11 protein-coding genes and 1 pseudogene are annotated in these 11177 nt (G+C 72.7%); 5 read left to right on the top strand and 7 right to left on the bottom strand.

Annotated elements, in window-relative coordinates:
• From RIF68_RS13750 to RIF68_RS13740, 3 genes are all read right to left on the bottom strand, one after another.
• A partial coding sequence (locus RIF68_RS13750) for an MFS transporter (protein WP_309051511.1) occupies window positions 1-367 on the bottom strand: 367 nt, incomplete at its 3' end.
• 123 nt (window positions 368-490) lie between these two features.
• A complete protein-coding gene (locus RIF68_RS13745) occupies window positions 491-1660 on the bottom strand; it encodes an acyl-CoA dehydrogenase (RefSeq protein ID WP_309051510.1) in 1170 nt (389 codons plus the stop codon).
• Window positions 1661-1674: 14 nt separating this feature from the next.
• Window positions 1675-3255, bottom strand: coding sequence for a long-chain fatty acid--CoA ligase (locus tag RIF68_RS13740; RefSeq protein WP_309051509.1), 1581 nt, complete (start codon window positions 3253-3255; stop codon window positions 1675-1677).
• 89 nt (window positions 3256-3344) lie between these two features.
• Between RIF68_RS13740 and RIF68_RS13735 the strand changes: the two genes are divergently transcribed.
• The gene (locus RIF68_RS13735; RefSeq protein WP_309051508.1) at window positions 3345-3971 is read left to right on the top strand and encodes a TetR/AcrR family transcriptional regulator; all 627 of its coding nucleotides are present in this window, start codon (window positions 3345-3347) and stop codon (window positions 3969-3971) included.
• 207 nt (window positions 3972-4178) lie between these two features.
• Here RIF68_RS13735 and RIF68_RS13730 read toward each other — a convergent pair whose 3' ends face one another.
• Window positions 4179-5285 carry a hypothetical protein gene (locus tag RIF68_RS13730; RefSeq protein ID WP_309051507.1) on the bottom strand — a complete coding sequence of 369 codons (1107 nt, stop codon included), beginning with the start codon at window positions 5283-5285 and terminating at the stop codon, window positions 4179-4181.
• A 71-nt stretch (window positions 5286-5356) separates the two neighbouring features.
• On the opposite strand from RIF68_RS13730, the gene RIF68_RS13725 reads away from it, so the two are divergent.
• A complete protein-coding gene (locus RIF68_RS13725; protein WP_309051506.1) occupies window positions 5357-6511 on the top strand; it encodes a cystathionine gamma-synthase in 1155 nt (384 codons plus the stop codon).
• A 232-nt stretch (window positions 6512-6743) separates the two neighbouring features.
• Here the strand turns inward: RIF68_RS13725 and RIF68_RS13720 are convergent, their stop codons facing one another.
• From RIF68_RS13720 to RIF68_RS13710, 3 genes are all read right to left on the bottom strand, one after another.
• Complete coding sequence (locus tag RIF68_RS13720; RefSeq protein ID WP_309051505.1) at window positions 6744-6935, bottom strand: DUF1059 domain-containing protein; 192 nt, start codon at window positions 6933-6935, stop codon at window positions 6744-6746.
• A gap of 70 nt (window positions 6936-7005) precedes the next feature.
• The gene (locus RIF68_RS36485; protein WP_375165226.1) at window positions 7006-7731 is read right to left on the bottom strand and encodes a sigma factor-like helix-turn-helix DNA-binding protein; all 726 of its coding nucleotides are present in this window, start codon (window positions 7729-7731) and stop codon (window positions 7006-7008) included.
• Between the two features lie 32 nt (window positions 7732-7763).
• Window positions 7764-8291 carry a MarR family transcriptional regulator gene (locus RIF68_RS13710; protein WP_309051504.1) on the bottom strand — a complete coding sequence of 176 codons (528 nt, stop codon included), beginning with the start codon at window positions 8289-8291 and terminating at the stop codon, window positions 7764-7766.
• 159 nt (window positions 8292-8450) lie between these two features.
• Here RIF68_RS13710 and ilvA point away from each other — a divergent pair, with 159 nt between their 5' ends.
• The 3 genes and pseudogenes from ilvA to RIF68_RS13695 all read left to right on the top strand — a co-directional run.
• A complete protein-coding gene (ilvA, locus tag RIF68_RS13705) occupies window positions 8451-9680 on the top strand; it encodes a threonine ammonia-lyase (RefSeq protein ID WP_309051503.1) in 1230 nt (409 codons plus the stop codon).
• Window positions 9681-9836: 156 nt separating this feature from the next.
• Window positions 9837-10865, top strand: coding sequence for an ATP-binding cassette domain-containing protein (locus tag RIF68_RS13700; protein WP_309051502.1), 1029 nt, complete (start codon window positions 9837-9839; stop codon window positions 10863-10865).
• Window positions 10862-11177: pseudogene (locus RIF68_RS13695) on the top strand (ABC transporter permease); the annotation flags it as partial. The gene RIF68_RS13700 and the pseudogene RIF68_RS13695, both read left to right, overlap by 4 nt.

The raw sequence follows: 11177 nt of genomic DNA, 5'->3' as shown, positions 1-11177 counted from the left end.
CGAGGAGGATGCGGCCGGCCATCAGGGCCGGGACCGTGGCCACCACGAGGACCGGGAGCTGGGCCACGGCCCACAGCACGGTCATGACGAACAGCAGGACCCGGCTGGAGATCCGGGTGGAGAGAAACCCGACGAGGAGCCCGGAGACGCTGAACAGGAAGAAGAAGGAGCTGGAGACCAGGCCGTAGGTGCTGTTGCTGAGGCCGAGTTCCTCCATGATCGGGACGGCGGCGAGGCCGAGGACCGACTTGTCGGCGTAGTTGACGACCATGAAGGCCACGATCATCGCCGTGATCAGCCAGGCTTTGCGGCGGTCGGGCGTCGCGACGGCGATGTGCCGGGGCTGCGCGGCGGTACGGGGTGCCATGGGGCGACTCCTGCGGATGTGGGTGGAGCAGGTGGTCGTACGGGTGGGCGGCGGTCCCCCGTGGCCGCGGGCCCGCTCGACGGAGCGGGACCCGCGGCCCCGCCCTGGGCACCAAGGGGTCGGTCAGAAAAGGCCCTTGGCGATGGCGTTCTTGTGGATCTCGGTGGTTCCGGTGACGATCCGGAACATCCGCAGGCTGCGGAAGATCTGCTCGACCTCGTGGCCGCGGGTGAGCCCGGCCTTGCCGTGGATCTGGACCGCCTGATCGGCGACGCGGAAGGACGCCTCGGAGGTGAAGAGCTTGCACATGTTGGCCTCGACGGAGACGTTGTCCCCCCGGTCGGCCTTCGCCGCGGTGGCCATCACCATCGCGCGGGCCGCGTAGATCTCGGTGGCCATCTCGGCGATCTTGTGGTGGATGGCCTGATGGGCGAGGAGCGGCTGCCCGAAGACGACGCGGTTCTTGGCGTACTCGACCGACAGGTCCCAGGCGCGGCGGGCGGCACCGATGAGGGACGGGCAGTGCAGCAGGCGGTTGAGGGTGATGCGGCCGATGCCGATGCGCAGGCCCTGGCCGACCTCGCCGAGGAGGTTCGCGGCGGGGATCCGGCAGTCCTCGAAGAGGAGGTCGCCCTCCATCCGCTGTCCGGACATGGGGACCTCGCCGTCGAGGACACGGCAGCCGGGGGTGTCCAGGTCGACGAGGAACGCGCTGTACGCCTCTTCGGTGCCGGCCATGCGGGCGACGACGATGGCGAAGTCCGCGAAGGGGGCGGCGGAGCTGAACACCTTCTTGCCGTTGAGGACGTAGGTGTCCCCGTCCGGGGTGGCGGTGGTCGTCATGCGGCGCACGTCGGAGCCCGCGTCCTCCTCCGTGATGGAGAAGCAGCAGGCCAGCTCGCCCCGGACGACGGGCATCAGGTAGCGCTCCCGCTGCTCCTCGGTGGCGTACTTCACGATCGCGCCGACGCGCAGCGGGCCGCCCATGTCACCGAGGACGGAGTGGGAGAGCGCGGCTCCGGAGGCGGTCAGCTCCTCTTTGAGGGCGCACAGTTCGTAGAAGCTCAGGCCCTGGCCGCCGAGCTCGGGGGGCAGGCTGATGCCGTAGAAGCCGAGTTCCGCGCTGCGCTTCCAGACGTGTTCGAGGGTGGGGCGGTCGAGCTCGGTCTCCGGGGTGATGCCGCGCTCGCGCTCGTACGGGACGAGCTCGTCGGCCAGGTAGGCGCGCAGTCGGGCGACGAGGTCCCGCAGGCGCGGATTGTCGTCGTAGGAGGGTGCGAGGGTGAAGGGCATGCCGGGGGTCCTGTTCAGTTGACGCGGCGCTCGGCGCCCGCCCAGTAGCGGTCGCGGATGGCGCGGCGGTCGATCTTGCCGTTGGGGTTGTGGGGCAGGGCCGCGACGAAGTCGACGGAGCGTGGCTTCTTCATGCGGGCCAGGTGCTCGGCGCAGAAGCCGATGAGGTCGGCCTCCGTGAGGGTGGCGCCGTCGCGCGTCACGACGACCGCCTTGACGGCCTCGCCCCACTGCTCGTCCGGGACGCCGACGACGGCGGCCTCGTAGACGTCGGGGTGCTGGTGCAGGACGGACTCGACCTCGACGGCGTAGATGTTGAACCCGCCGGAGACGATCATGTCCTTCTTGCGGTCGACGATGAAGACGTAGCCGTCCGCGCGGCGGCGGGCGAGGTCACCGGTGAGGAACCAGCCGTCCCGGAAGCTCTCCGCCGTGAGGCCGGGTTCGTTGTGGTAGCCGGGGACGACGTCGGGGCCGCGGACGGCGATCTCTCCGATCTCCCCGTCGGCGACGGGCCTTCCGCTGTCGTCGACGATGGCGACCTCGGCCTCGGCGAGCGGACGGCCGCAGGAAAGCAGCAGCTCCTCGTCCTCGCCCCCGATGCCCCGCCGGTGGTCCTCCGTGGAGAGGAAGAGCACGCCGGAGGTGGTCTCGCCGCACCCGTATCCCTGGGAGAGGACGGGTCCGAAGAGGTCCCAGGCGGCCCTGATCCGGGCCGGGGACATCGGCGCGGCTCCGTAGATCAGCTGGCGGAGGGTGGAGAGGTCGTAGTCGCGGGCGTTCGGCAGCGCGAGCACGGTGTTGACCATGGTGGGGACGACGAAGGCGTGGGTGGCGCGCTCGCGCTGGACGGTGGCGAGGAACTCCTCGGCGTCCCAGCGGGGCAGCACGATCGCGCAGCCGCCGGCGAAGAAGATGCCCATCAGTGGCATGCCGGAGGCGTGGGTGACGGGTCCGGCCAGGATCTGACGGTCGCCGGGCCCCACCCGGGTGTCGGCGCTCATCACCGACTTGCGCATCAGGGCGAGCCGGTTGCCGTAGGTCTGGACGGCCGCCTTGAGTCTGCCGGTGGAACCCGAGGTGAAGTGCAGGACGGCGATGTCACCCTCGTCGCACTCCGTCTCGACGGGCTCGGGCTCGGTGCCCGCGAGGGTCTCGGCGTAACCCGCGCCGAGATCGCTCGGGCCGTCGTAGCCGAGGACGGTCCTCACCGCCGAGCCGGACACCGCGGCGCGGGCGACGTCCAGATGGGCCGCGTCCGTCAGCAGCAGCCTCGCGTCGGACTCGACGAGCAGGTGAGCCACCTCGGCGGCTCCTAGCCTGGCGTTGATCGGCGCCCGGGCCAGGCCGGCCTTGTAGAGGGCGACCTCCGTGACGACCAGTTCCGCGCGGTTGCCCGCGAGCGTCGCGACCCGGTCGCCCCGGCTGAGGCCGAGGGCACGCAGGGCCGTGGCGAGCCGGTCGCTGTGCTCGTCGAGTTCCGCGTACGTCAGCCGCACGGTTCCGCAGACCACCGCCTCGGCATCGGGTTGGTGGCCGGCAGTCCGGCGTACGTACCGCCCGAAGTTCATCGCACCTCCAGAGTTTCCGGACATGATGTCCAGTAACAAGCTTGGTGTGCGGCAACGTAAGGGCAGCGTTAGGGTCAGGTCAACGGTTCGGACGAGAAGGAAACGAAGTGGACATGAAGCCCGCGGGAGACCGCCGCGTCCGCAGGACGCGGGCCGCGCTGCGCCAGGCCCTGGTCGAACTGGTCCTGGAGAGGGGGTTCCACGCGATCACGGTCGAGGAGATCGCCGAGCGCGCCGACGTCGGCCGGGCCACCTTCTACGCCCACTACCGCGACAAGGAAGACCTCCTGGTCGGCATCGTCCGCGACCTCGCCGAGGACCGGGACCGCCTCCTGCCGGCGGTCCGGCAGGCGCACGCGGAAGGATTCACCGGACTGCCGGTGAAGTACATCTTCGAACACGCCGAGCAGGAGAAGCCCGTCTACCGGGTCGTCCTGCGGGGCGAGGGCGACGGGCGCGCCCTACGGGAATTCACGGATCTCATCCGCGGCCACGCCGAAGCCGCCTTCCGCACGCGGACCGAGCAGCTCGGGGTGACACCGCGCATCCCCCTCGACGTCGTCGCCCGCGCCTGGACGGGCGAGCTCATCGGCCTGCTCACCTGGTGGGTGGAGAACGACACCGGCTACAGCGCGGCCGAGATCACCGCGCATCTGCGCGACCTGTCGGTCTACGGGCGCGTGTGGGCCACCGGACTCGCCCCGTCCGACGCCCCGGGAGCCCTCGACGTCACCCCCTGAACCGCGCCGGCACCACGCGGTGTCGTTGCTCCGCGCCCGGCATGGCCGCCGAGTTACCGGACACAGTGTTCGACATCGCCCGCGAGGCGCACGACCGAAAGAGCGGGCCGGACGACCTGCGGGGACGCACGGATCCGCGCCCCCGGATCAGTGGGCCTCCCCGCGATCAGCCACACCCTCGCCGACTCGAAGATCGCTACGGGACCCTCAGTGCCGCAGCGTCATCGGACTGCCGCCGTTCGCCTCGTACCCCGCCACCGCCATGTTCCGGTGGACCGTGTACTCCGCCGCCGGGTCCGCGCTCAGCGTCCACGGCACCGCGCCCACGTGACCGTCCACCCGCACCAGCTGGTGCATCGCCTCCGCCCAGCGCTCGCCCCGCACCAGGAACCACACCAGCAGGTGCCGCACGTGCGCCAGCATCGGGTCGTCGGGGCGGGCGGAGTGCACCGCGTACAGCGCGCCGTCGAGCGCCTTCGACACCACCGCCGTACGGAAGAAGTCCCGCACCAGCACCACGTCCGGGACGTGCTCGAAGACCGCGAACAGCGGCAGCGCGGCGAGCAGCGAACCGCGCGGGGCCCGCGCCGCGGCCGTCGTCGCGAAGTGGTCCGCCTCCTCCCGCGAACCGTGCCACTTCTCGCACCAGTAGTGCAGCGCCGCCAGATGCGCCCCCATGTGCTGCGGTGCCCGGTCGATGACCTTCGCCCACACCTGGTCGAACTGCTCGTGGCTGTAGCCGAGACCGCGCGCCACCGCCAGCTGCGTGATGTACGGGACGGGGTCGCCCGGAGCCAGCAGCGCCGCCTCCTCGGTGACCTTCCGCGCCTCCTCCAGGATGATCCGGAACTCGTCGCTGCCCACCGCCGACGAACGCCACGCCTGCTGCACCAGGAACTCCGCGTGCACCGCCGCGCCCCCCGCGTCCTTCGGTGCCTCCGCCCGCCACGCCCGCAGCCACGCCCCGCCCGCGCCCGGCCGCTCCTGGAGCTCCAGACAGGCCGCGCCCGCGAAGGCCTGGACGCGCTGCCAGCGCACCTCGCCCTCCTTCGCCGTACCGGCGAGGAGCTGGGAGGCCGCCCGCCAGTCCTGGGTGGCCCTGACGACGTCGAGCACGTCGAGGAGATCGGCGTCCGGCCCCGGCAGCCGCACGTCCTGCTCCTCCTGCCGGACGAAGCCGTACGCCTCCGGGTCCGCCGCGTCGGGCGAGCCCGGTGCGGCCAGCCGGATCCCGCCCCCGCGCCGGCGGAGCAGGTAGGGGCCGAGGACGCCGAACAGCAGCCCGAGCGCGATCAGGAACCAGAGAATGTCCATGTGTCCATTGTCCAGGACACCCGCTGAGACGAACGAGGCGGCGGCGCGCACGCGGCACTACGCTCCTGACCATGAGCCACCAGCACAGCCACCAGAGCTTCGAGACCCGCGCGATCCACGCGGGCAACACCGCCGACCCGCTGACCGGCGCGGTCGTCCCGCCCATCTACCAGGTCTCCACCTACAAGCAGGACGGTGTGGGCGGTCTGCGCGGCGGTTACGAGTACAGCCGCAGCGCCAACCCCACCCGTACCGCCCTGGAGGAGAACCTGGCGGCCCTGGAGGGCGGCCGGCGCGGTCTCGCCTTCGCCTCGGGCCTGGCCGCCGAGGACTGCCTGCTGCGCGCGCTGCTCGCGCCGGGCGACCACGTCGTCATCCCGAACGACGCCTACGGCGGCACCTTCCGTCTCTTCGCGAAGGTGGTGGAGCGCTGGGGCGTGGACTTCTCGGTGGCGAACACCTCCGACATCGCCTCGGTGCGCGAGGCCGTCAACGAGCGGACGAAGCTCATCTGGGTCGAGACCCCCTCGAACCCGCTGCTCGGCATCACCGACATCGAGGCCGTCGCGGGCGTGGCCCGGCACGCCGGGGTGAAGCTGGTCGTCGACAACACCTTCGCCTCGCCGTACCTCCAGCAGCCGCTGGCGCTCGGCGCCGACGTGGTGGTGCACTCCCTGACCAAGTACATGGGCGGTCACTCCGACGTCGTCGGCGGCGCCCTGGTCACGGCCGACGAGGCGCTCGGCGAGGAGCTCGCCTACCACCAGAACGCGATGGGCGCGGTCGCCGGTCCCTTCGACTCGTGGATCGTGCTGCGCGGCATCAAGACCCTCGCGGTGCGCATGGACCGGCACGGCGAGAACGCCACCAGGATCGCGGACATGCTCACCCGCCACCCCGAGGTCACGCAGGTCCTCTACCCGGGCCTCCCGGACCACCCCGGCCACGAGATCGCCGCGAAGCAGATGCGGTCCTTCGGCGGCATGGTGTCGTTCCGGGTGCGGGGCGGCGAGGAGGCGGCGGTCGAGGTCTGCAACCGCGCCAAGCTGTTCACCCTCGGCGAGTCCCTCGGCGGCGTCGAGTCGCTGATCGAGCACCCCGGCCGGATGACGCACGCCAGCGTCGCGGGCTCGGCCCTGGAGGTCCCGGCCGACCTGGTCCGCCTCTCGGTCGGCATCGAGAACGCCGACGACCTGCTCGCGGACCTGCGCGAGGCGCTCGGCTAGGTCGTGTCTTTTGGATCAGGCCGGATCAGGGAGCGGCGTCTGGCGCCGTGCATCGCAAGGCGGAGGAGGGAGTCCATGCGGAGCATCGGCGACCGACGACAACGCAGCGGGGCGCGGTGCCAGGCGCCGCGAGCCCGGCAAGATCCGAAAGACACGGCCTAGGTCCCCCGGTACGCGCGGCCGCCGGGCGCCCCCGCGGGGGGGCGCCCGGCGGCGTCGGGCCGGGGCCTCCTCACACGGGCGTCCTCTCGTCCTCCAGGCTCGCCCGGATCTCCGCGCGCAGCTCCAGCGAATCGGGATGTCCGTGGACGGAGACCGCGTGCTCGGCGGCGGCCCGGACGACTTCCTCCTCCTCACCGCTGATGGTGAGGGTGCAGTTCATGACGCTCGGCGTCCTGCGGCAGTCGGCGACTTTCCTGGTCATGACAGCCTCCTCGGCACGGATGCGCATGCCGTCCCTTCCAGGCTAGGCCCTGGGAGGCGGGGCCGGTGGTCTACCACTCCTCGAAGACCGGCGTGGTCTCCGCCGGAGGCGCCTCCCACGGGCGGGCCGCCGAGGCCCACACGAAAAGGACGAGGACGGCGACCGCGCCGAGCGTCCCGAGCAGGCACCGGACGGCCCGCCGCCGGCGGGCCAGGCGGGCGCCGCGCTCGGCGGCGCGGCCGGCGAGCCCGGCGGGAACGGGCGGGCGCGGGGTCTCGAGCAGCCGCCGGACCGCCGCCTCCCGGTCCTCGGGGCGGCTCGCGCGGCGCCCCCCGGGAGCGGGCGCGGGGCCGGCGGCGTCCCGCAGGACCGCCACCGCGCGGGCGCACACCGCCCGGACGCGGGCCTCGGAGAGGCCGAGCAGAGCCGCCGCCTGCTCCTCCGCGACCCCCTCGTACAGCCGCAGTACGACGACGAGCCGCTCCTCGCGCGTGAGCCGGGCGAGCACCCCGCCCCGGCCGGTGCGGCGGCGCCGGGTGCCGCGGGCGAAGCGGGCGGCGAGGTCGCGGCGGGCGCGGTCGTACGGGTCCTCGTCGCGCAGCCGGTCCCCCACCGCGTACGTATGTGCGAGGGCGGCGGTGAGGAGGGCCCGGGCACGCGGGTTGTCCTCCAGGGGCTCGGCGGTCAGGAGCGTCGCCGTGTGCAGCAGCCGGCCCGCCGCCCCGGCCGCGAACGCCTCGAAGTCCGGGGCGTGCCCGGCCCGTCGACCGCTCCGCGGGTTCCGCCGCTCCGCCATGTCCTCATGGAGGGGTCAGACGGCGGGCCCGGTCAAGAGGTCGGCACCGACTCGCTTCCGGCGGGGCCGCCGGCCGGCCCGCCGTGCCCCGACTGGCGCGCGGAGAGCGCGGTGTTGAACCGGGTGAGGAGCGTGCAGAAGGACTCGCGCTCGGCCTCCGTCCAGCCTTCGGTGACCTCGGCCATCAACTGCCGGCGGGACGACCGGACCTCCTCCAGGCGGGCCAGCCCGCGCGGGGAGAGCTGGAGGACGACCGCGCGCCCGTCCTCCGGGTGCGAGGTCCGCTTCACCAGCCCCGTGTCGACCAGGGGCGCGACCTGACGGGTCACCGTGGAGGAGTCGATGCCCATGCCCGCCGCGAGCGCCTTGACGCCCATGGGGCCTTCCTGGTCGAGCCGGTTGAGGAGGAGATAGGCGGCGCGGTCCATGGAGTTGCGGAGCTGGCCCGTGCCGCCGAGCCGGGTCTGCTCGGCCCGGCGGGCGAAGACGGCCACCTGGTGCTGGAGGGCATCGAGGAGACCGGGGTCAAGCTCAGTCGTCATGTCCTGAGATGTGGGCATGGCTGGGGGCTCTCTCGTGCGGGGGTGGTCGGGTGGTGGGGGACAGAGTACGCGGCCGACCGGGGGTCCGTACCGGCCGTGCGCAAACCCGGTACGGGCCCGCCCTCCCCGCCGTTCGCCGGGCGGCCGGGAGGGCGGTGAGCTGCGAGACTTGCTGTCATGACCTTCCGTACGCCGTACCCCTTGCACCATCTGATGCTCGACGACGTGCGGGGGGCGCAGAAGATGCTGTCGGGGGTGGCCCGGGTGACCGCCATGGAGGGCAGCCGCCACCTGTCGTCCCTGGTGGGGGCGCCCGTCCAGCTCAAGTGCGAGAACCTCCAGCGGACCGGCTCCTTCAAGCTGCGCGGCGCGTACGTACGGATCGCGGGGCTGCGGCTCGAGGAGCGGGCGGCCGGAGTCGTCGCCGCCTCGGCCGGCAACCACGCGCAGGGCGTCGCCCTGGCCTCGAAACTGCTCGGCGTGCACGCGACGGTCTTCATGCCGGTGGGGGCGCCGCTGCCGAAGGTCGCGGCGACGCGCGAGTACGGCGCCGAGGTGCGGCTGCACGGCCACGTCGTGGACGAGACGCTGGCGGCGGCGGAGGAGTACGCGCGGGAGACCGGCGCGGTCTTCATCCACCCCTTCGACCACCGGGACGTCATCGCCGGGCAGGGGACGGTCGGCCTGGAGATCCTGGAGCAGTGCCCGGAGGTGCGGACGATCGTGGTCGGCGTCGGCGGCGGCGGTCTCGCGGCCGGCATCGGGCTCGCGGTGAAATCGCTCCGCCCGGACGTGCGGATCGTCGGGGTGCAGGCGGAGGGTGCGGCCGCGTATCCGCCCTCGCTCGCGGCCGGCCATCCCGTGGCGGTCGAGTCGCCCGTCACGATGGCCGACGGCATCAGGGTGGGACGCCCCGGCGACGTACCGTTCGACCTGGTCAGGGAGTACGTGGACGAGGTCCGCACGGTCTCCGAGGACGCTCTCTCCTCGGCGCTGCTGCTCTGCCTGGAGCGGGCGAAGCTGGTGGTCGAACCGGCCGGCGCGAGCCCGGTGGCGGCCCTGCTCACCGCGCCGGAGGACTTCCGGGGACCGGTGGTGGCGGTCCTCTCCGGCGGCAACGTCGACCCGCTGCTGCTCCAGCGGATCCTGCGGCACGGCATGGCCGCCGGGGGCCGCTACCTGAGCCTGCGGCTGCGGGTGACCGACCGGCCGGGGGCGCTCGCGACGCTGCTCGCCGTCCTGACGGTGGTCGACGCGAACGTGCTCGACGTGAGTCACGTACGGACCGATCCGCGCCTCGGCCTCACGGAGGCGGAGGTGGAGCTGCACCTGGAGACGAAGGGACCGGAGCACTGCCGCGAGGTCGAGGACGCCCTTCGTCAGGCGGGCTACACCGTCCTCGTGTGACCCCCGGCGGCCGGACGCCGCGCGGTTCTCCCGACCACTCGCCTGTCGAGATGTGTCGCGCCACCATGTGAGGGCGGTCACGGCACCGCCGGGCGGCGTGCGTCCGGCGACCCTACGATCGGACGGAAACGCCCGAAATCTCCCCGGGAGACTCACATGCCAGGCGCGATCCACGCCGAGGGTCTGGTGAAGACCTTCGGCGACGTACGAGCACTGGACGGCGTGGACCTCGACGTGCCGGAAGGCACGGTCCTGGGCCTGCTCGGTCCCAACGGCGCGGGAAAGACGACCACGGTACGGGTCCTCACCACCCTCCTGAGGCCCGACAGCGGCCGGGCCGCCGTCGCCGGGATCGACGTCCTGAAGCACCCCGACCAGGTCCGCCGCTCCATCGGCCTCTCCGGCCAGTTCGCCGCCGTCGACGAGTACCTCACCGGCCGGGAGAACCTCCAGATGGTCGGCCGGCTGTACCAGCTGAAGGCGAGGACGGCCAAGGACCGGGCCGACGAACTCCTCCACCGCTTCGGCCTCGCCGACGCCGCCGACCGGCCCGCCAAGACCTACTCCGGCGGCATGCGCCGCCGCCTCGACCTCGCCGCCGCCCTCGTCGTCTCCCCGCCCGTCATGTTCATGGACGAGCCCACCACCGGCCTCGACCCGCGCAACCGGCAGGCGCTCTGGGAGGTCATCAAGGAACTCGTCGCCGGCGGCACCACCCTCCTCCTCACCACCCAGTACCTGGAGGAGGCCGACCACCTCGCCCACGCCATCTGCGTCGTCGACCACGGCAAGGTCATCGCCCGCGGCACCTCCGACCAGCTCAAGGCCCGCACCGGCGGCGAACGCGTCGAGGTCGTCGTCCAGCGGCCGGAGACGACCGGCACCGCCCGCGAGGTCCTCGCCCGCTACGGCACCACCGGCACCGGCACCCCCGGCGAGGTCTCCGTCGAGGAGCACACCCGCAAGCTCACCGTCCCCGTCACCGGCGGCGCCAAGCTGCTCGCCGAGGTCATCCGCGACCTGGACGCCGCGGGCGTCGGGATCGACGACATCGGCCTGCGCCGCCCCACCCTCGACGACGTCTTCATCTCCCTCACCGGGCACGCCGCCGAGCGCGCCGAGGACGAGGAAGGGGCCCGCGCCCCCGAGGACCGCAGGAAGCACCGGAAGGAGACCGCCTCGTGAGCACCCTCACCCGGACCGGAGCGGGCACCGGCGGCCCCACGGCGGGAAAACCCCGCGGCGGCATCGCCCGGTCCGTCGCCGACTCCCTCGTCGTCACCCGCCGCAACCTGATCCGCATGACCCGCATCCCCGAGATGGTCATCTTCGGGCTCATCCAGCCCGTGATGTTCGTGGTCCTCTTCAGTTACGTCTTCGGCGGCTCCATGAGCGTCGGCGGCAACACCGACCCGGACGTCTACCGCAACTTCCTGATGGCCGGCATCTTCGCCCAGACCGTCACCTTCGCCACCGCCGGCGCGGGCGCCGGCATCG

This window comes from Streptomyces sp., assembly GCF_031178505.1.
Taxonomy (GTDB): domain Bacteria; phylum Actinomycetota; class Actinomycetes; order Streptomycetales; family Streptomycetaceae; genus Streptomyces; species Streptomyces gulbargensis.
Note: the sequence above shows the minus strand (reverse complement) of the source record. Positions and strands in the feature narration are given on the sequence as shown.

Coding starts and splice junctions, on each gene's coding strand:
- RIF68_RS13700 (WP_309051502.1), top strand. CDS start 9,837: ATGCCAGGCGCGATCCACGCCGAGGGTCTGGTGAAGACCTTCGGCGAC.
- RIF68_RS13730 (WP_309051507.1), bottom strand. CDS start 5,285: ATGGACATTCTCTGGTTCCTGATCGCGCTCGGGCTGCTGTTCGGCGTC.
- ilvA (WP_309051503.1), top strand. CDS start 8,451: ATGACCTTCCGTACGCCGTACCCCTTGCACCATCTGATGCTCGACGAC.
- RIF68_RS13725 (WP_309051506.1), top strand. CDS start 5,357: ATGAGCCACCAGCACAGCCACCAGAGCTTCGAGACCCGCGCGATCCAC.
- RIF68_RS36485 (WP_375165226.1), bottom strand. CDS start 7,731: ATGGCGGAGCGGCGGAACCCGCGGAGCGGTCGACGGGCCGGGCACGCC.
- RIF68_RS13720 (WP_309051505.1), bottom strand. CDS start 6,935: ATGACCAGGAAAGTCGCCGACTGCCGCAGGACGCCGAGCGTCATGAAC.
- RIF68_RS13745 (WP_309051510.1), bottom strand. CDS start 1,660: ATGCCCTTCACCCTCGCACCCTCCTACGACGACAATCCGCGCCTGCGG.
- RIF68_RS13740 (WP_309051509.1), bottom strand. CDS start 3,255: ATGTCCGGAAACTCTGGAGGTGCGATGAACTTCGGGCGGTACGTACGC.
- RIF68_RS13735 (WP_309051508.1), top strand. CDS start 3,345: ATGAAGCCCGCGGGAGACCGCCGCGTCCGCAGGACGCGGGCCGCGCTG.
- RIF68_RS13710 (WP_309051504.1), bottom strand. CDS start 8,291: ATGCCCACATCTCAGGACATGACGACTGAGCTTGACCCCGGTCTCCTC.